This window comes from Deefgea rivuli DSM 18356, assembly GCF_000620145.1.
Lineage (GTDB): Bacteria > Pseudomonadota > Gammaproteobacteria > Burkholderiales > Chitinibacteraceae > Deefgea > Deefgea rivuli.
Window position 1 is genome coordinate 66496 of the sequence record NZ_JHVM01000013.1, and the last position, 20779, is coordinate 87274.

At 48.5% G+C, this 20779-nt stretch carries 16 protein-coding genes; 9 read left to right on the forward strand and 7 right to left on the reverse strand.

The features are described from left to right. Positions 1–117: 117 nt before the first annotated feature. Positions 118–3960, reverse strand: a complete 3843-nt coding sequence (locus tag Q320_RS0106790; protein WP_027468381.1) for a phospholipid carrier-dependent glycosyltransferase — start codon at positions 3958–3960, stop codon at positions 118–120. A gap of 579 nt (positions 3961–4539) precedes the next feature. Here Q320_RS0106790 and Q320_RS0106795 point away from each other — a divergent pair. From Q320_RS0106795 to Q320_RS0106815, 5 genes are all read left to right on the forward strand, one after another. Continuing rightward, positions 4540–5484, forward strand: coding sequence for a glycosyltransferase family 2 protein (locus tag Q320_RS0106795; RefSeq protein WP_027468382.1), 945 nt, complete (start codon positions 4540–4542; stop codon positions 5482–5484). 269 nt (positions 5485–5753) lie between these two features. Beyond that, positions 5754–6185 (forward strand): GtrA family protein, encoded by a 432-nt coding sequence (locus Q320_RS0106800; protein ID WP_027468383.1) that lies wholly within the window; start codon positions 5754–5756, stop codon positions 6183–6185. 22 nt (positions 6186–6207) lie between these two features. After that, positions 6208–6681, forward strand: coding sequence for a GtrA family protein (locus tag Q320_RS0106805; protein WP_027468384.1), 474 nt, complete (start codon positions 6208–6210; stop codon positions 6679–6681). Next, positions 6671–7654, forward strand: a complete 984-nt coding sequence (locus Q320_RS18845) for a glycosyltransferase family 2 protein (RefSeq protein ID WP_211251190.1) — start codon at positions 6671–6673, stop codon at positions 7652–7654. The genes Q320_RS0106805 and Q320_RS18845 overlap by 11 nt, the downstream gene beginning before the upstream one ends. A gap of 5 nt (positions 7655–7659) precedes the next feature. Next, positions 7660–9423: an ArnT family glycosyltransferase gene (locus Q320_RS0106815; protein WP_027468385.1), complete on the forward strand. Its 1764-nt coding sequence runs from the start codon at positions 7660–7662 to the stop codon at positions 9421–9423. Positions 9424–9590: 167 nt separating this feature from the next. Here the strand turns inward: Q320_RS0106815 and Q320_RS0106820 are convergent, their stop codons facing one another. From Q320_RS0106820 to Q320_RS18855, 3 genes are all read right to left on the reverse strand, one after another. Then, positions 9591–9989: a YidB family protein gene (locus tag Q320_RS0106820; RefSeq protein ID WP_027468386.1), complete on the reverse strand. Its 399-nt coding sequence runs from the start codon at positions 9987–9989 to the stop codon at positions 9591–9593. 159 nt (positions 9990–10148) lie between these two features. Next, positions 10149–12182, reverse strand: a complete 2034-nt coding sequence (locus tag Q320_RS18850; protein ID WP_051534543.1) for a putative bifunctional diguanylate cyclase/phosphodiesterase — start codon at positions 12180–12182, stop codon at positions 10149–10151. Position 12183: 1 nt separating this feature from the next. Beyond that, the gene (locus Q320_RS18855; protein ID WP_051534544.1) at positions 12184–13119 is read right to left on the reverse strand and encodes an HDOD domain-containing protein; all 936 of its coding nucleotides are present in this window, start codon (positions 13117–13119) and stop codon (positions 12184–12186) included. Between the two features lie 379 nt (positions 13120–13498). Here Q320_RS18855 and Q320_RS18860 point away from each other — a divergent pair, with 379 nt between their 5' ends. Further along, on the forward strand, positions 13499–14242 hold the full coding sequence (locus tag Q320_RS18860) for an LOG family protein (RefSeq protein WP_035852876.1): 744 nt from the start codon (positions 13499–13501) through the stop codon (positions 14240–14242). A gap of 107 nt (positions 14243–14349) precedes the next feature. On the opposite strand, the gene Q320_RS21230 is transcribed toward Q320_RS18860, so the two are convergent. The 3 genes from Q320_RS21230 to Q320_RS0106850 form a co-directional block, all read right to left on the reverse strand. Continuing rightward, entirely contained in the window at positions 14350–14508 is a 159-nt protein-coding gene (locus tag Q320_RS21230) for a DUF3309 family protein (RefSeq protein WP_084282433.1), read from the reverse strand. Between the two features lie 45 nt (positions 14509–14553). After that, the gene (locus Q320_RS0106845) at positions 14554–15399 is read right to left on the reverse strand and encodes an alpha/beta fold hydrolase (RefSeq protein WP_027468387.1); all 846 of its coding nucleotides are present in this window, start codon (positions 15397–15399) and stop codon (positions 14554–14556) included. Between the two features lie 130 nt (positions 15400–15529). Next, on the reverse strand, positions 15530–16435 hold the full coding sequence (locus Q320_RS0106850; RefSeq protein ID WP_027468388.1) for a hypothetical protein: 906 nt from the start codon (positions 16433–16435) through the stop codon (positions 15530–15532). A 251-nt stretch (positions 16436–16686) separates the two neighbouring features. Here Q320_RS0106850 and Q320_RS0106860 point away from each other — a divergent pair, with 251 nt between their 5' ends. From Q320_RS0106860 to Q320_RS0106870, 3 genes are read left to right on the forward strand one after another with little or no spacing between them, the layout of a single operon-like run. Next, on the forward strand, positions 16687–18810 hold the full coding sequence (locus tag Q320_RS0106860) for a PAS domain-containing hybrid sensor histidine kinase/response regulator (protein ID WP_051534545.1): 2124 nt from the start codon (positions 16687–16689) through the stop codon (positions 18808–18810). Beyond that, positions 18807–19670, forward strand: a complete 864-nt coding sequence (locus Q320_RS0106865; protein WP_027468390.1) for a response regulator — start codon at positions 18807–18809, stop codon at positions 19668–19670. The genes Q320_RS0106860 and Q320_RS0106865 overlap by 4 nt, the downstream gene beginning before the upstream one ends. Continuing rightward, complete coding sequence (locus tag Q320_RS0106870; protein WP_035852881.1) at positions 19654–20367, forward strand: Crp/Fnr family transcriptional regulator; 714 nt, start codon at positions 19654–19656, stop codon at positions 20365–20367. Before Q320_RS0106865 ends, Q320_RS0106870 begins: the two co-directional genes overlap by 17 nt. Positions 20368–20779: the final 412 nt, after the last annotated feature.

Consider the following 20779-nt stretch of genomic DNA (forward strand, 5'->3'; position numbering starts at 1 on the left):
TAATGGGTATATTGATGTAGGCTTTTATTTGTAATGCTTAGATGGCAATACCTGTTGTAGTTAGTTGGTTAATAAAAAAACGACCCGAAGGTCGTTTTTTTATTGGGTGAACTACGCTTAGAAATACAAAATCACTGGCCCTTTATTCATAAATTCCAACCAGCCGCGCGGTACGGGTAGGCCGCTGATGGCGGGGAAGTAGGCGATAAACAGCACGAGGGCGACGCTAAATAAGCCCCACGGCAAGTATTGCGCCCATTTGCGATCTGGATTGTAAATTTGCAGACGTTGCAGCCACCACACCAGCGCCAGAATAATAAACGGCACCGATGCAAAGAAATGGTAGATAAACACTAATTTGCGGGGGATCACCGCCCATGGCAGAAATTGCGCCAAGCCTGCGATTAAAATAAAGCCCAGTGCGAGTTTTTGGCTGTCGCTCACATTAAAGCGTTCAACTGTTGCTTTTGATCCGGCCAATACGGCGCGCCAAGCCAGCGCAAAGATAAATGCCAGCGTACCCAAATACCAAGTGATTGGATTACCAAAGGCGCTAATCGTCGAGGCTTTGAGCGGGCCAGCCCATTCGCTGCCGCCGTAATACCACATCGGTTTCACCATCGTCGGCCATTCATACCAGAACGAGCTAAACGGATGCGTGGCTTTCAATTGGCTGTGATAGGCCAACATGCTTGATTGATTGGCAAACATGCCCGATAAACCTTGGCCCGTCGCTTGCATTAACGGGATGTAGGCGGCGGTATAGATCAGCGCCGGAATCACGATAAACGCGACAATCGACACCAATACAGTTTGCGTTACCCACTGCGCATAGCCGCGTTGATCGGGCATGAGCGGGCCTTGTGCTTTGGCGACTTGCGCTTGTCGCCATAGATTCCAGCAATACAGCGCCGCTAAGCCCACTCCGTGGTACAGCACAATCCATTTACTCGCCGCGCCCAGACCAAACATCATGCCGCACAGCAGCAGCGATTTCACATCAGTTTTCCAGCCATTTTGCACTGGCTCGCTTTGCATAAAGCGCAGCATCCAGTACGAGCTGACCAAAATAAAGAACACGCCATAGGTATCAATCGTGGCAATCCGCGTTTGCGTGAAATGCATGAAATCGACGGCCAAGAAAGCGGTGGCCAATAGCGCGAAATTGTCCGAGCGGAACAGGCGGCGTGATAGGCAGAAGAATACCGGCAACATCAAAATACCAAAGGTCACACCCATAAAGCGGAAACCAAACGGGTTCATACCAAATAGCGCAATACCGATACCGATAATGATTTTGCCCAGGGGTGGATGCGTATTTTCGGTCGCGTCGATGCCTTGGTACATTTCCCAAGCACTGTGCGCGTGATACACCTCGTCAAAATACATGCCGTTAAAGGCGGTGGAGGGTGATTCAAATTTGTCTTGCTCATCAAACAGCGCGGCCGCTTCATCGGGGCCGCTGATTTGTTTGACTGGCAACACTTGGCCTTGCGCATCGAGCAGTGCCAGTTCATTCATTTGCAATGAACCGGTGCTTAAGCCCACTTTGAAATAGCGCGCAGCGACATTGGCATCCACTTTGCGCCAGCGGAATTCGGCAAAGCGGTTGTCGACAATAATGCCTTTGCCATCAACCCAAGTCTGCCCATCGTTTGACCAAGCCAGTGCATATTCACCTGTGCCTAAACCATGGTGGTATTGGACTGTAGACACCGTCTGCGTTGAACCCAGGTCATATACTGCCCAGTCTCCAGCGGCGGGTGGATTCCAGAATTTTTGTGGTGACGCAAAATTACCCAGATAAGTAAACGCAGCAATCGAGTACAGCACGCAAATTGTCGCCAGCGCGATCCACGCGTTTTTGCTGACTTTCGCCAGCGGCGTATCGCTAGGGATGAGGTTGGCCGGTTTTGCTGATAATTGTTCTGCGGATAGTGGCGTTGCTGCTGCCGAATCAGGCAAAAGCTGGATATTGCCGCGCAAGAAAATATCGTAGCCCACGCGGAAGGTTTGAATCAGCAAAATGACGTTCGCCAGCGAGCCTATCCACAAAAACACATTGCTGTTTTCAACCAAGGAGCTTTGCAAGCGCGTCATCATATCCAGCGTGATGAGCGTGTTGATAAACGTCGTTAAGCTTGCGCCAATCGCCAGCCACAGCACGCGTTTATCGCGAATCAGCAAGAAGGCGGTAAAGCCAATAAACGCCGCTGGGAATAAATAGCGCTCGTGCATTTTTGGCCCGAGCACGAAAAACAGCAGGTAAATCGCAAACGCACCAAACAGATAGCTCCCGACTTTATGCCCGCCTTGATTGCTTTTGATGATGCCGTAAATCACCGCGCCCAGCGCCGATAAAGTCAGCACCCAAGCCCAAGTGCTTACTTGCAAGCCGATAAATAGTGTTTCATTCGGCAACCAGTTTTGGCCGAGCAGCGCGTACAGGTTAAACGCATTCAAAGTTAGGTAGTTGTAGCTGGCCAGCGTGCCGGCATACAGGCTGAAAATCCAAGTTGGTTCGCGCGAAATGGTAAACGGCAGCGATAGCAAAATGAACGTGCCAATCGCAGCGCCAACAGCTTTCAGTTGCAGCGGAATATCGCGCAATGAGAATAAGGCCACCAAGGCAATCGGCCCGACGAGCAGGGCTTGTGGCTTAAATAACACCGCTACGGCATATAAACTTGCCGCCAAAATCACACGGCGTCGTTCGAGCATCAAGAAGGAGGCCGCCAACACGAGCGTGAAAATGCTATCTACTTGTCCCCAGAAGGCCGAAGTGACAATCGCCAAAGGATTGAGTAACCACAGCAAGGCGGCGAGCAAGGCTAAGGCACGCTCAGTCAGATTATTGCGCGCCAGGCTCAAGAGGAAGATTGCGCCCGCAATATCGGCTAGCATCGCTGGCATTTTCAGCAGCACTAAAAAGCCCGGCGTGCCGTACTGAATGCCAAACCAATTAGAGATCCCGCCAACCAGCCATAACACGGTGATATAGCCCGGTGGATAATCGGCAAAATAGCCGGGCATATAAAAACCGGCAAAGCCACGGCTATACATATCGATGGCCCACGCGCTAAACGTGCCAACGTCTTGCGTGTAACCTGTGACTGAGCCTGCGCCCCAAGCTTTGAGCAAGACCACGAGGGCAATTAAAGCCAGCGCTGGCCAAGTTTGCGCTAGCGGCGTGATGCCATCGGCTATCGCGCCAAAACGTTGATTGAGTGTATTGCGTTGCTTGATGGCAAATGCGGCGAGCAGCAAAAAGCTCAATGTCACGCCAACGGCAAGCGTAGAAACTAGCGCGGAAGAGGCTTTTCCGCTGGGTGTTTCAGCGGCAGGTGCTGGTGGCGGCGAAATAAAGCTAATCACTTTCGCGCCAGCAGCAGGCTCGCTTGGAACCAGCGCAATATCGTCAAACCAAGCGCTGCCCGTGGCTAAACTGCCGTAAAAACCAAGCCGAACTGCAATTTTGATTTCAGTTTGCTCTGGACCAGTTTTTCCCCAAGCGACGATTTCTTGCCAATCACTATCGCCTTTAATGTCGCCAGCAAATTCCATTGCATCAACCACGCTGATGTTTGCGCCGACTTTAGTGTCTGCGGGTATGCCTTGGGTCTTCACCCAGCTGGATACGCGATACCAAGTATCGGGTTTAACTTTGATCGCTTGCGTGAGCTTGCCATCGTCGCCTTGTTGTAGATTGATTTTGAGTGAGGACTTTCCGCTGCGTGCCACGGTTTCATCGCGTGTCGCGGTGCTGGGCGGGTCGCCTTGAGTCCAATGATCGAAAGTCCAGCCGGCTGCGCCGCCTGATGGGCTGGCGTCTTCGGCGCTGGCATTACGCACCAAGGCGGTGTCTGTGGTGGCATGGACACGGCCAGTGATTGCCAGCATCAGCAATAAGATGGCAATACAACACTGCGCCCAGACCGTTCGTACAGATAAATTCGACATGATTGAGTACTCAAGCAACACCTTGGGGAAGTGCGCACTATAGCGGCTCTCAATCCTTACGCCTAGTTCCGTCCAGAGAAACGCCGATCTACATCACAATTCGGGATTGACTGTATGTCGGCGATGTTTCTTACAAACTCAATCTGGCTGCGGCCTAGGCGCAATAGTGCATTGCAGCAACGCTATTGCTATATCAGCAATCGCTAAAGCGTTTATTTGCTTGGATTTGTCGTGTAATTGCATCACTCGTTTTGCAGGGCAACAAGTAAAGCCAATTGCTTTGTGAAATAGCCCATTGGGCGGGGTTTCCAAGCTGAGCTTGATGCTGTAAGGTTGATCCTCATCGGTTTTGTAACCAGACCGACGTGACTACAAAAAAAATTAAAACAACCCCAGCGGTTGGCGGTTGCAGTAGGGCATTGAAAAACGTAGCGAGAAGCTCGAAGGCAAGGCAAAAAATGGCGAAAAACCGCAGTTTACAGTTGTAAATGAGGATTTTGAGCCATTTTTTAACGCAGATTTCGAGGTTCGAAGTAGTTTTTCAGTGTTCTGCTATGAGCGCATGGATGGAGAGAGGAAATGCAACAACGTTTATCAGTGGTAATCCCGTGTTACAACGAAGAAGAAGTGATAGGCGAAACGCTGAAACGCTTGCGTGATTTCCGTGCGATGGTCACCGACATGGATTGCGAATTCATTTTTGTTGATGACGGCAGTAAAGATCGCACGCGTGAATTACTGATGGCGGCGCAAGCAGCGGATCCAGAAATCCGCATCGTCGGCTTTGCGCGCAATTTCGGCCACCAAACTGCTGTGACAGCAGGGATCGACGCGGCGAGCGGCGATGCGGTGGTGTTGATTGACGCCGATTTGCAAGATCCGCCTGAAGTGGTCACTGAAATGATTGCCTTATGGCGTGCGGGTTATCACGTGGTGTACGGTACTCGCGTTGATCGTCCGGGTGAATCGGCATTCAAACTGGTTACGGCGCGTGCTTTCTACCGTGTCCTGAATAAACTCTCTGATGTACCGATTCCGCTCGATACCGGCGATTTCCGTTTGATGGATCGCAAGGTCGTTGATGTGCTCAAAGCGATGCCAGAACGTGATCGATTTATTCGCGGCATGGTGAGCTGGGTGGGTTTCAAACAAGTCGCGCTACCGTACCGCCGCGCCGAGCGCTTTGCCGGTGAGAGCAAATATCCGCTGCGCAAAATGATTCGTTTTGCCACCGACGGCATTATGTCGTTCTCTACCAAACCCCTGCAATTGTCGATTAGCATTGGCTTGTTGTCGTCTTTTATTGCTCTGATGGGGATTATCAATACTTTGTATGTGCGCTTAACGACGCCGGATTGGGTGGCGGGTTGGGCGGAAATCATGGTGGCGATTTTGTTCCTAGGCGGCGTACAGCTGATGTGTATCGGGATTTTGGGCGAATATATTGGCCGGATTTACAACGAAATCAAACGCCGTCCGCTCTACGTGGTGCAAGATAAAATCGGCTTTCCGACGGAAGAATAATTCGATCACGACGGATTATGAAGGGCACGAAAGAAAGGCGAAAAAATCGCTTCAGCTCGATCATTAAACTAGCCTTCTCAGTTAAACCCTCATACCGGCGAAGGCCGGTATCCAGAGCTTGGCTCTAATTGGGCATTGTCGCTGGATTTCGGCCTTCGCTGAAATGACGAAATAAGGTTTATTTGAAGTAACTAGAGCGTTTAAATTTTTTCGTGTTTTTTGTATTTCTTTCGTGCCTTTCGTGATCCCCCGTTTTTAATGGATTTGCCATGCCTCCGATTATCAAAAAATTCCTGACCTTTGCCGCCGTAGGCGTATGCGGCACGGGCATTCAATATTTGGTGTTGTGGTTGGGCGTTGAGCATTTGGCAATGAAAGCGGCCGTAGCATCGGGAATTGGTTACGCATTAGGCTCTGTCGCTAATTATTTGCTGAATTTCTTTGTGACTTTTAAAAGCCATGAGACGCAGCAATCGCACCGTGCCGCAGTCGCCAAGTTTTACACTATCACCGGAATCGGCTGGTGTATCAATACCGGCCTGATGGCGCTCTTTGTTGGTCATTGGCATTGGGGCTATTGGCTCGCGCAATTACTCACGACAGCGATTGGTTTGCTGTGGAATTTTAGCGGTAGCCATTGGTGGGCTTTTCGTCATCCAAAGTCGGCAAGTGCTCTGACGCAATCATCGGCACTGAAGTAATTTATTTAAAGTGAGTCGAATAATGCAGTGGCTGCTTGATTCTTTATATTTCATTAAAGACTCCCATCATGGCGGGGCTAAATTTATTCGTTATGGATTAATTGGTGGTAGTGCTGCAGTACTCGATTTTTCTGTGTTTTTTGTGTGTTTCAAATTGCTGTTGGCTATTTCTTATTCTTCTACAATGATTCCTTTTCATGCAATATCGATTGCCAATACCCTTGGTATTCTTTCGGGGTTTGTGTGGGGTTTTTTTATGCAAAAGAAATGGGCATTTCAAGCTGATGGCCGCACGCAGTCTCAATTTGTATATACAACATTGTTATTGATTTTTAATATCTTGGTTTCCAGTTGGGCGATTTATCCCCTATCAGAAATGTTAAACGGTAATGCTTCGATTGCAAAGTTAGTGATGCAAGTCCTTGTCGTTTTTTGGAATTATTTCATTTACAGTTATTTCATTTTTAAAGCTGCTGGAGTTGTTAATGAAAAATAATAATAATATTTTATCCGCGGTCATTCCTGTTTTTAATGAAGGGCTTATGATTAAACAGAGTGTGCAGCGTGTTGATCGAGTGCTAACAGACTCCGGCATCCCTCATGAAATTATTTTGATTGATGATGGCTCTACAGATCATTCATGGGCAGAAATTCAATCCTGTGTGAACACGATGGCAGGTGTAAAAGCCATTAAGTTGAGCCGGAATTTTGGTAAAGAAAGTGCATTGTGTGCGGGCTTGAACCTAGTTAAAGGCGACTGCTGTGTGTGCCTTGATTCTGATATGCAGCATCCACCCGAAATCATACCGCAAATGTATCAGCTTTGGCTGAATGAAGGTTATGAGGTCGTTGAGGGTGTTAAAAGCAATCGTGGAAAAGAAAGTTTAAGTTACAAATTAAGTGCAGGTCTATTTTATAAGGTATTACAAACGACATCAGGTATTGATTTAAATAATGCTTCTGATTTTCGTTTGTTAGATCGTAATGCTTTAATGGCTTGGCAAGCGATGCCTGAAAAGCAAACATTTTTTCGTGGTATGTCATCTTGGATTGGTTTTCAGCGTACTCAAGTTGAGTTTGAGGTGGCTGAACGAGAAATGGGCACATCAAAATGGTCATTTACTAATTTAGTCAAATTAGCGGTTCAAGGGGTTACTTCATATACTGCTGCGCCACTTTATGCTTCGGCGTTTATGGGCGCTGCACTCTTATTGGCATTTTTTGTTTTACTTTGCCAAACATTTATTATGAAAGCGTTGGGCTACGCTGCGGATGGTTTTACAACAGTGATTGCATTGCAGTTAGTGATTGGCGGAGCACTGATGCTGTCGGTCGGAATTATTGGTATTTATATTGAGAAAATTTACGAAGAAGTTAAAGGTCGGCCACGCTATATCGTGCAGCAGCAATTAGAAAATCCCGTTTTTTATGCGAACACATCGTCAGCTCAAGTTAGTAATAAGGAATAAACAGAATGGCATACTGGAATGATTTTCTATTGGGCTTTTTTTGGTCGATCGTGTTGTTGGTATTAATTTTACAGTTTGCGTATCGTCCCTTGCACGCACGCATTGATTGTAAATTGGTAGAAAAATTTAATGGCTCTTTTGAAGAGAATCAAATTGATGCGCAGCGCTTATTGTTTTATTTAATTTTCTTGTTGGCGGTTGCCGTTCGTATATGGGATTTTGGTGCAATTCCTGCTGGCTTTAATCAAGATGGTGCAATGGCTGCGGTGGATGCAAAAGCATTGGCAGATTATGGTACTGACCGATTCGGGATGAAATTGCCCGCGCATTTTACCGCCTGGGGCTATGGGCAAATGAGTGTGCTGCTGTCATATCTGATGGTGCCATTTATTAAAATTTTTGGTTTGAGTATAATTTCTGCACGAATTCCGGTGCTGATTCTTAGTCTGTGTGGGATGTTGGCCGCGTATGGTTTTGTTAAAAATGGGTTTGGACGGACGACTGCATTAATTGCATTTTTCTTATTGGCGATTAATCCTTGGCATATTATGCAAAGCCGCTGGGCTCTTGATTGTAATATATTTCCACATTTTTTCATTATCGGCTGCTATTTCTTAACTTTACTGCATGTAAAAAGATATTTTTTGTATTTGTCGATGTTGTCTTTTGCTTTGTGTATGTATAGCTATGGTATTGCTTTCCTTACCGTCCCTATTTTCTTGCTAGGCATTGCTATTTATATGTCGCTAAAGAAAATTGTTAGTGTTAAAGAGATGCTATTAAGTGTGCTTACTTATACTTTAGTTGCATTGCCGGTTTTCTTGGTGATGATTATTAATTTTCTTAAATTTCCAACGATTAATACGCCATTTTTTACTATTCCATTTTTTCCAGATAGCGTTCGCTCTGCGGAAATTTTATTTTTTTCACCTCAGTTTGCTACTCAATTAAGTACTAATTTTAATGCTCTGCTCAATACAACTCTATTGCAACGTCCAGACTTGCCGTGGAATGCGATTGATAATTTTGCGACTTTATATTTGTTTTCGATGCCTTTGGTCGCTTTGGGTGTGATTTCGGTTCTTGTCGGTCAGTGCACTATTAAAGATGAAGTGATTGTGGATGCCCCTGCTATTCGATTTGCACGGTTTATTTTGTTAATGGGGGGCTTTATTGCTTTATGGGCTGGGCTCGTGGTTGGCTCGGTCAATGTAAATCGAATTAATATTGCCTATTATTTCTTGATTATATTTTCTGGTATTGGCCTGGCTCAAGTCTATAAATGCTTTAAGCCTGCTTTTGTGGTCACTAGCTTAATTTATTGTGTGTCGTTTATATTATTTTGTAGCCAATATTTTGGTTTATGGTCGCGGGATATTAGTGTGTATTTTTTCGATGGGATGGGCAAGGCACTGCAACAGGCGGCCAAAATTGATACCCCGAAATATTACATCACGATCAATAGTCAGTTTGAAGGGGCAAAGGCAACGAGTGAGATTTTGACGATGTTCCATCATCAGATTGATGCGAAATATTTTCAAGGTGACGCGCTTCATTCGCCCTCTGCAGCAACGGTTTCGGCCAATAAATACCAGAAGTCTTATGCTGAGCGCTATGTGTATATCGATCCAAAACAAGTGACGATTAATCCACAAGAGGCGGCGGTTTATATTGTGGCAGAGAGCGAGCTGAAATATTTTGATCCGCAGTTTTTCAATATTACGCCGTATCAAGGGTTTTCATTGGTGGTACAAAAAAGTTTGAATTGATTTTGAGTGATTTTTTTGTCGTGCACTATGCACCGAATATAAAAAGCCTCATTCTCTAGCTAAAGAGAATGAGGCTTTTTATTGCTGCTTCAATTGATCTAGCTTAGAAGTTTTAAGCTAGGTATTGCCGTCTAGCCTTTTAAATTTAAGGGCTAGATCGAAATACATCATGAAAATAGTTTGCCTTTCAATAGACCCATTGCTGCGCCCATTAAATCTGGACTGCCACCTTCGACTTCACCGTTGGGCGTAAGTCCGTCGATGAGTTGTGGCAATAAAGTTGAAATTTGTCCTGCTGCGGCTTGTGGATCAACGCCAAATTTTTCTGCTATCGATGCGACCATATCGCTGCCAAGTACCGATTGAATTTGTTCGGCAGAAATCGGTAGGTTTTGTCCAGTTGAAACCCAAGATTGCGCCACTTCGCCGAGGCCGCCTTGCTGGAATTTTTCGAGCAAACCTGAAACACCGCCTTGCTGTTCCAAAAGACCCGCGAGGGCGCCCATACCACCTTCAGTATTGCCACCGCCAAGGAGCTGGCCTGCTAGAGAATCGAGTAAACCCATGATGTTTTCCTATTGATGGATGAGTGTTAGCTTGCAAAAAAGGCGATTAACCTCCGCAGGTATTCTTAATGAGCGCGTCAAGAATGGCAAGTTAAATTTCGGCTTGCGCTAGGAGCTGTTGACGTTTGGTTTACGATGCAAACCAAACATCCACAGACCCTAAGGGGAGGGGCGGGCGCTTAGTAATTGCGCGAATTCGGTGGCGGGAAGTGGGTGGCCTAGTAGATATCCCTGAATTTGATCGCATTCAATTTGCTGTAAAAAAGCCAGTTGGGTTGCGGTTTCTACACCTTCGGCGATCAGGCGCAAATTCAGGCTGCGTGCAATGCCGCAAATTGCATTCACAATCCCAGCGCTGCTTTTATCATCGGGTAAGCCACGAATAAAGCTTTGGTCGATTTTGAGGTAGTCGAGTGTGAAGCGTTGCAAGTAGGATAAATTGGAATAACCGGTGCCAAAGTCATCCAGCGCCAGCGAAAAACCGGCCGTTTTAAGTTCTCGTAAAAGGTTGAGCGTGATTTCGTCGCTTTGCATCAGTATGGATTCGGTGAGTTCTAATTCGATTCGATTGGGCTGGAGCTGCAGGCTGTCGAGTCGGTGGATGAGTTGTTCGGGTAGATTGGCTTTGAATTGCCGTGCCGAAAGATTAATTGCCAAACGCGGCAGAAATTGATGATTGGCATCCCATTGAGCCAATTGCCGCGTGGCCTCAAAGATGACCCATTCGCCAATGGGGATGATTAAGCCAGTTTCTTCGGCAAAGGGAATAAATTCAGCCGGCGAAATAAAACCTCGGCTTGGGTGTTGCCAGCGAATTAGGGCTTCTGCACCAACAAGCTCAGCGCTTTGAGCATCGTATTGGCCTTGGTAAAAAAGCTGTAGTTCATGGCGCTCTAAAGCATGATGCAATTCACTGGTGAGCTTGAGTCGCGCCATTGAGCGTTGATTCATTTCGGGCGAATAAAACAGCATTTCTTGCTGTGCTTGTTTACCGCGGTGCAGCGCCACTGCGGCTTGATTGATGAGCTTTTCGGCATCGCGCCCATCGTCAGGATAAACACTGATCCCAATACTGGCATTGAGTAGTAATTCTTCGTGGCCCAGCATGAGTGGCAGGCTGATGGCATGCAGAATACGTTGTGCCACCAAACTAGCATCATCGCGGTGGCTAATATCAAATAGGCCAATATAAAACTCGTCGGCACCAAAGCGCGACACAACATCTTCATCACGCAAACTGGCACGAATCCGTAGCGCGACTTCAATCAGTACCTGATCGGCAGCGCGATGGCCGAACGAATCATTTAGTGCTTTAAAGCGAGCAATATTAAAACAGAGTAGTGCGCCATGCTGGTTATTGCGCCGTGCCTCGGTGAGCGCTTGTTCTAGCAGTGCGAACAGCATAATTCGATTGGGCAAATTCGTGAGTTGATCAAAATAAGCTAAGCGATGAATTTGTGCTTCGGCTTGTTTTTGCTCGCTCAAATCGGAAAATACCGCGAAGTAATGCGTGAGTTCACCGCGTTTATTTTTCACGCCGCTGATGGTGAGATGAATCGGGTAGCGCTGGCCGGATGCGCGCTGATCCCACAGCTCGCCTTTCCAGTGGCCGAGTAGATTGAGTTGCTCATACAGTGGGATGCCGGGCTCGTGTTGCAGCGCTTGCAAAAAGCTGGGTAATTGACCGAGTGTTTGTTCAATATTTTTTTCGGTCATCTGCTGGTAGGCTGCATTACAGCCGACGCAGTGAAAGTCGAGATTGGTAATCACAATCGCGTCGGTGGCTTGCTCGAATATATGATTATAAAGCCGATTTTTTTCTTCAAATGCCAGTTGCTCGGTGATGTCGGTGACATAACCAATCATACGCACGGCTTGATTTTCGCTGTTACGTACGAGGGTGAGATGGATATTGGCCCAGAAGGTATCGCCATTTTTTTTACGCCGCAAAACTTCCATTTGCGCGTGGCCTTGCACCAGAACCGTATTGAAATCGGCGCTGTCATCAGCGCTTTCTTCTGCATATAACATCAAAATGTGCTGGCCGATAACATCGTCGGCACTGTAGCCAAAGAGCTGTGCAGCGCCTTTGTTCCAGCCGGTGATATAGCCTTGTAAATCCAGCGTGATGAGTGATGCCGCCAGCTCATTGATAAGCTGGCTACTGCTGCCTAGTTCGTTAGATTTTGGCACTTTAGTGCGACTCGCAAATCAAGCGGTGCGCCCAAGCAATGGCTTTGAGCTCACAATTGACCCAAGCCGCCTGCTTGGCCAGTAGGGGGGCGATCAGCGGATTGTGGCGCTCACCCGCTTCCAGCGCAGTGAGTTGCTTTAGAGCCAATCCTAATACGCCTTCGCCGGATAAAAGGGCGCTGCGTAAATGCAGATCAAGTGGTAGCAAGGCCATTAGCTCGGTGAGTGGCTCGGCAAATAGCCGATCTAATAGCGACAACATACCGCACAAGAACGCTTCATCTTGATTGGTATTTCCTAGCCAGCCGTGCTCGGCCCAGAGCGCGAGCCGTTTTCCCCGCAATGCGGCGGCAATCAGAATGGCAGGCGTCGCCTCACCATATTGCTCGGCATAAAGTAATAGCTGCAGCCAGCGCTGCAATTGTCGCCGTCCTAGTAAAGTAATTGCTTGGCGAATACTGCGTGCGGGTGCAGCACTGCCCATGCTGACTGAATTGACCAATTTGAGTAAATTGAACATCAATTGTGGCGCTTTAGCGAGCGTCATTTCCAGCGCCGACGTTTCGGCATCACTGACAATTAAGCTGAGTAGTTCGAGCAAGACCGGTTTGCTGGGATTGGCCGCGTTGGCTGTGGGACTGGCCTCGGTATACCATGGGCCACACGCGACATCGAGAGGATTTAGCGCTGTAAAATCACTGCTATGTTGCAGTTGAAAATGCAGGCGAGCGCTATTCGGCAGCACAATCCCATGTTCGTCTTGTTGGACATTCACTAAGCCTTCCGTGCTGTGCTGTCCCAGTGCATAGCAGGCAACACCCCGCAGCGGCTGATTGAGTAAAGCTGCGCCTAGAATATCGCCAAATTGATCGGCGTTATGGGCAAATAGCCCGATCCAACGCTGTTGTTGATCCCAAACCAGTTCAAGCAAAATCATAAATTGAGTCTCAATGACGTAGCTATTCGTGCAAAAGTTTTATGGCAAGGCATCGAAGCCGCAGACAGTATGTGTAGTACGGCAAGGCGAGATAACAATGCAAGACTGGGTGGCCTTAGGCCAAGGCTTTTGCTTTACTACTTAGTTATTAAAGCTAGGCACTGGATGGGGCTAGGGCAAGAAATTGTCTGTGATTTAACTATGGACTACTTTTTTACTTATTTCGCAGACGCAGCTAGAGAAACGCATTTTTGCGGCAGCCTTGTCGCTTAATTATCAAAGATTTATTCAAGTAATTACGCTGAGTGCTTACAGCGTGGGCTTTTCAAACTAAGATAAAGCGTCGACGCCGTGTGGCGCGCAACTTAAGTGAAAGATAATGATTAATTCATACAATAAACCCATCGGCGTAATCGATGATGAAGAGGCGCTGGATATTGTCGGTTCAGCCGTTTTAAAACTGTGGGATGCGGTGGATGATTTGTCGCGTTTGCGCCCCGCACACACGCCTGATTACCATGTGACGATTTTTGGTTCTGCACGGATTGAAGACAATACGCCTGCGTATGAAGCGGTTAAACAACTCGCTTCGCAGCTGGCCGCGATGGGCTGCCGGATTGTCACTGGCGGCGGGCCGGGCTTGATGCAGGCTGCGAACGAAGGCGCCAGCCAAGGCGCACCGAATAAACCCGAATCCTCGGTTGGGATTCGAATTGATTTGGATTTTGAGCAAAATGTGAATGATTTTGTTGGCCGCGTGTTTGAACACAAAACGTTTTTCTCACGTCTGCATCATTTCATCATGCGCTCAAATGCGTTTATTGTGACGCCAGGTGGGATTGGTACTTTGCTTGAATTGTCGATGGTGTGGCAATTGATTCAAGTGCGCAAACTGTACGATACGCCGATTATTTTGGTCGGTGATATGTGGGGCGAGTTGGTTGATTGGGCACAGCGCCATATGGTTGACAATAATGCAGGATTAGCTAGCCCGGTGGATATGCAAATCCCGATTGTTGTCGATACGATAGAAGATGCGATCCATTTGATTCGTGAGCATCACGAACGCTGGCAAAAAATTGATGGTGAACTGAGGCCAACACGCACTTCGCCACCGCGTTAAGCGGCGTAGCGGTTTTTCAATTGCAGCCCAAATATGGATATTCGTCCATATTTGGGCTTACTTTTTTGCGTGAGATTGATCGCTTGGCATCTCGCGCAGGCGAATCCTTAGATTCTGCCGGTGAGTAGCAAAATCAACAGAATAATCACGATCAAACCGACGCCACCACTCGGGCCATAGCCCCAGCTTTTACTGTGCGACCAGCTTGGGATGACGCCGATGAGCATCAAAATCAAAACAATTAATAATATAGTGGCTAAGCTCATGGTGGTTTTCCTAGTGTGAAATGAATGGCGTTGCCGCCAGATTGTTTAAGGCTGCGTATGCGCTGCCGAATTTGAATCTTGTAAAAAATTGAGTAAATCTCGGCTAAGTCGATCTTTCGCTGTGGCAAAGAGGCCATGTGGGGCGTCTTCGTATTCGATGAGCGTTGATCCGGCGATCGCTTGCGCAGTCGCTCGGCTCATACTGACGGGTACCGTTTTATCGTTCGTGCCGTGAATAATCAGCGTCTGCACTTTGAACGCGGCCAAATCGGGGCGAAAGTCGGTCGTTGAAAACGAATGCGCACAAGCTAAAGTCGCTTTCAAACTGGCCTGCATCGCCATTCCCCGCGCCCATTCGATAAGCGCTTCGCTCACCGGCTGGGCGATCAGGCCAATGCCGAAAAAGGATTTGAAAAAGCCCGCAAAAAACTGCGCACGGTCTTCATTAATATCCTGCGTCATATTGAAAAAATGTGCTTCGTCGATACCGTCAGGATTGTCAGTTGTTTTCAACATATACGGGACAACGGACGAGATCAGTACCGCTTTACTGACTGATTTACCGCCATGCCGCGACATATAGCGGGCAATTTCACCGCCGCCCATTGAGAAGCCAACTAGCGTAACGCCTTCAACGCCCGTTTGCTGAATGACCGCCGCCAAATCATCAGCCAGCGTGTCGTAATCGTATCCGCTCCACGGCTGCGAAGAGCGGCCAAAACCGCGCCTATCGTAGCTAATGACGCGATAGCCCGCTTCGGCCAATGCCATCGCTTGATCGTCCCAACTATCGGATGACAGCGGCCAGCCACTGATTAAAATCACCGGGCGACCCGTGCCCCAGTCTTTAACAAATAATTGTGTTTGATCTGCAGTCGTAATGGTGTACATAGCAAAACTCCGGTGATTGGATAGCAATAAACGATCCTTAATTAACAAATAGCGCGATCAAAATAATGATCGGAATAGGGATACCTAAGAAGTACAGTAAAAGTGAACGCATGATGGGCTCCGTTAAATGTTAAATATCGCGCTGTCGACCGCCATAAATCGCCGTCACACTCGCCGTGAATGCACCGATCAATAAAGAAATAAACAGCCATAGCGCGGCATACGCCGAGGCTTTTCGATTGAGCTCTGCGGCGGCATTGGCGCGCAGCATTTCGGTATTAATTGCCGTTTGTAGGTTGTGAAAACTTAAGGCGCTGCGTTGCTCGGCGGCAAGACGCGAAATACCGGTGTAATCGGTGACTCGCTCAGTGACATAGCGCAAATCATCGGCGGGTAATAAGCCCAAACGCAGGCCATTGCTAAAAATCGCTGCAATTTCATCCGATGTTTTGCGGCTGAGTGGCGGTGTTTTTGCATTGGCTAAGGCGGGGAAATCTTGGCGGAACAGGCCATCAATCAAATACGTTCGTACATCCTCGCTCAATTTCGGTGGCGCTAAAGCATCGACTCGGGCGGCAATCGCGGTATCAACTCGGCCTACAATCGGCTCACGATGCAAAATGGATGTAATCGCTGCACTCAATAACATGGCCGTGAGCAGAGTCGCCATCGCCCAAGACAGCAAACCATGCGCGCTGTCTCGAAAAAATACTTCATTGGTATCGACCTCTAGCCATTTCACTCTAAGGCGTCCAGTTAAATACCCACCCATGCCCGCTGCGACGAGCTGAGTTAAGGCCAGCCATAAAATGGTCGAAATCCCTAAAGTGACAGCGCTCATGCCATTTTGCATCCATGGCGACATCGCCGATAAACCGAGACCAACGCCCAAGAGCAAGAGAATGAGCGACAAAGCGGCCGTAACGGCTGCGCCAGCCAAAATCGCCGCCCAAGACACCGCGCTGGCGTTAAAGAGTGAATGATCGATGGCACGCTGTGCTGTGCTCGCTGCTGTGGAAATGGGGAGTGTATTCATCGTGGCCTTTGTTCAGTGAAGCGGCCGCGATAGGCAGGCTGCTCTGGAAGATGAGCCACTGTGCGCCAATGCAGATTGTGCGTCTGTGCGTTAGCGAACCGATGCAAATGAACATGGGTTCAATCCTAGTGAGCGTTCAATCTAGCGCTATGTTAGCTAGCAAACAGACGCTCATTGGCGAAGTGTGTGATGATCTGCGCGAGGTGCATACGCACTGGCCTTGACCGGCTCATCATCCACAAAGGCTAGAAATGCAAAATAAGTACAATATTTCATCGGCTGGCCTGATTAACACGGGCGCTGAAGACAGCGTGGAAGTGCAGCGCGAAGAGGCCTTGCTCAAAACCGGCGCCTTGCAGCGTGCGATTTTTAATAGCGCCAATTTCTCCAGCATCGCTACTGACGCCAAAGGCGTGATTCAGATTTTCAACGTCGGCGCTGAGCGGATGCTGGGTTTTGCCGCCGCTGATGTGGTCAATAAAATCACGCCTGCTGATATTTCCGACCCGCAAGAAGTCATCGCTCGCGCCGCAGCGCTGAGTTTGGAATTGGGCGTGACGATTAGCCCCGGCTTTGAAGCCTTGGTGTTTAAAGCTTCGCGCGGCATCGAAGATATTTATGAACTGACTTATATTCGTGAAGACGGCAGTCGTTTTCCGGCCGTCGTCTCAGTAACGGCATTGCGCGATGAGCAAGAGACCATCATCGGTTATTTGCTGATTGGCACTGACAATACCGCACGCAAACAAGTGGAAGCTGAGCAGCAAAAGCTCGATCAACGCCTACGTGATCAACAGTTTTATACGCGTTCGCTGATTGAAGCGAATATCGATGCGATTATGACCACCGATCCGGCGGGGATTATTTCTGATGTGAATAAGCAAATGGAAGCGCTGACTGGTTGCACGCGCGATGAATTAATCGGTGCGCCTTTTAAAAGCTTTTTCACCGATCCAGCCCGCGCCGAAGCGGGCATTAAACGCGTATTAAGCGAAAATAAAATCACCGATTACGAACTGACCGCCCGCGCTTGGGATGGCAAAGAAACAGTCGTGTCGTATAACGCGACGACGTTTTATGATCGAGATCGCAATTTGCAAGGCGTGTTCGCTGCCGCGCGCGACGTCACGGAGCGCAAACGGCTCGATCAAATTCTTGCTGAAAATAATATCGAGTTAGAACACGCCAAATCAGCAGCCGAGAAGGCCAATTTGGCCAAATCTGATTTCCTCTCCAGCATGAGCCACGAGTTGCGCACGCCTTTAAGCGCGATTTTGGGCTTTGCGCAACTGATCGAATCAGGCAACCCATTACCAACGCCCAATCAAAAACGCAGCCTCGATCAAATCCTACAAGCGGGCTGGTATTTATTGGAGTTGATCAATGAAATCTTGGATTTGGCGCTCATCGAATCGGGTAAATTATCCTTATCGATGGAGCCGGTTTTACTCGCGGAAGTGATGCAAGAATGCGAAGCGATGATCGAGCCGCAGGCGCTTAAACGTGGTATTGGCGTCAGCTTTCCAAAGTTTGAAGCGCTGCACTGCGTTCAAGGCGACCGTATTCGCATTAAGCAAGTGCTGGTGAATTTGCTCTCGAACGCGATTAAATACAATAAAGTCGACGGCACGGTTACGGTGACCTGCGTGCAAGCCACGCCAGAGCGAATTCGGATTTGCGTTGCCGATACGGGTGAAGGTTTGTCGCCCGAGCAAATCGCCCAACTCTTTCAACCGTTTAATCGGCTCGGTCAAGAATCCAATACCGAAGAAGGCACTGGTATTGGCTTGGTCGTCACCAAGCGTTTGATTGAGTTGATGGACGGCAGCATCGGCTTTGAAAGCACGCTGGGCAGCGGCAGCGTATTTTGGGTGGAAATGAATTTAACGCAGGCGCTTCAGGCTGTTGAGATCGAAAGCGTGCATATCGAAACGACGCAAGTACGTACTTATTCTAAAACCGCGCTGTATCGACTGCTGTATGTTGAAGATAATCCAGCCAATTTAATGCTGATTGAAGACCTGATTAGCCGGCGACCCGATATTAGCTTGCTGACGACGCGTGATGCCTTGAGCGGTATCACGATGGCGCAAACCTCGCAGCCCGATTTGATTTTAATGGACATTAATTTGCCTGGCATTAGTGGGATTGAAGCCTTGAAAATTCTGGGTGAAGACCCGTTAACGCAGCATATTCCGGTGATTGCGCTCAGCGCTAACGCCATTCCTAGAGATATTGAGAAAGGCTTGCAGGCGGGGTTTTTCCGCTATTTGACCAAACCCATCAAAGTGAATGAATTTATGGAAACGCTCGATACTGCGCTCGAGTTTGTCCAGAAAAAAAACCTCTGCGCTAATGAAGAAGATCCAGCATGAAACTCACGCCAAACGATTTTTTTAATGCCTTTATTTTGATTGTTGATGATCAAAAAGCCAATGTCATGCTGCTAGAACAGCTACTGAGCGAGGCGGGTTACACCAATGTGCATGCGACGATGAATCCGCAAGACGTTTGTGTTTTGCATCGACAATACAATTTTGATTTGATTTTGCTCGATCTACAAATGCCAGAAATGGACGGTTTTCAAGTGATGGAATGCTTGAAAACCAATACGGGTGATGATTATTTGCCCGTGATTGTCTTGACTGCACAGCCCGGGCATAAATTGCGTGCGCTACAAGCGGGTGCCAAAGACTTTATTAGTAAGCCGTTTGATTTGGTCGAAGTCAAAACGCGAATTCACAATATGCTCGAAGTGCGCTTGCTGTACAAAAAGCTCGAATCGTATAACCAACTGTTGGAAGCGACAGTCTTAGAGCGCACCGCACAATTATGCGAAAGCGAAGCGCGCTTTCGCAGCCTCACTGAGCTGGCCTCCGATTGGTATTGGGAGCAAGACGAGCACGAAAATTTCACCAAAGTATCGGGTCCGGTACTGGAAATGCTCGGCATTCGCGTCACCCCCTTGATGGGCGACGAAACCACGAGCGAGCCAGTTGATGATTCCGGCTGGAATCCGGCCGAGCGCGAATGGCTGCAAGCCACCATCGCCGCGCGCCAACCGTTTCTGGATTTTGCCTTTAGCCGCACGCTCAGCGACGGCAGCAAGCGGCATTACCGCGTCAGCGGCGAACCGATGTTCGATCAAGCCTGCCGTTTTACCGGCTATCGCGGCATTGGCATTGAATGCCAAGCCTTGCCCAGTTTAAAGGTCAACCATGATCCTCTTACCTAATCCTCAGCAAAATCAACTGCTCGCCGCGCTAAGCAGCGACGAAAGCGCGCGACTTAGCCCGCATTTAGAATTGGTGAGCATGCGGTTGGGCGATATGCTGTATCAGCCCAATGAGCAATTGCGCCACGCCTACTTTCCGACGACGGCGATTGTGTCTTTGCATTACGTCACCGAATCGGGCGCATCGGCCGAAGTCTCGGGCGTGGGCCACGAAGGCGTGGTCGGCATTCCGCTGTTTATGGGCGGCAACACCACCAGTAGCTCGGCCGTGGTGCAAACCGCTGGCCATGCTTATCGTCTGGATCGCGCCCTATTTAAAGAGGAGTTTAGCCGTGGCGGGGCTATGCAGCGGCGCTTGCTGAGCTATACCCAAGCGCTCATCACGCAAATGTTCCAAACCGCCGCCTGCAATCGCCACCACAGCATCGAGCAGCAACTGTGCCGCTGGCTCTTGCTGACGCTAGATCGGATTCCAGCCGGTGAGTTTTTAATGACGCAAGAACTGGTCGCCAATACCTTGGGCGTGCGCCGTGAAAGCGTCACCGAAGCAGCCGGCCAATTGCAACGCGACGGCTACATCAGTTACCGTCGCGGCCACATCTCGGTACTAAGCCGCACGGGCTTAGAGCAACTTAGCTGCGAATGTTATGCCGTGGTTAAAAAAGAATTGATTCGCTTGGAAACGGCGACACACTAAATCGAGATCAACTTGTGGCCGTGCCAGCGCTGCGCGTCAAAGCAACAAGATCGGCCATGTTCAGATTACGTGCTGATGGTTTAAAGTGCCTGCGGCACGGTGTTTTGGTGTCGCAATCCGCGACAGGGACTTCTTTCTTTGCGTCGCCAAAGAAAGAAGCAAAGAAAGGCGACCCGGGCGCTTAGACGGGGATTTTAAGCCCCAGCTCAACGAGCGCGGCACAGCATAAAATCTGAACATTGCCACAAGTCAACAGTATTGCCTTGCAGGTCATATCAATAAATGGCTACAAGGCAATACCAACAGCACACTATCCAGCCTTGCCGCCGTGCAGGGCTTTTTTTTGCGCGGCGTTTGCTGATATTCATTTCGCATTAATCCAAATGATTACCGCCTATGTGCGACGGCGAAC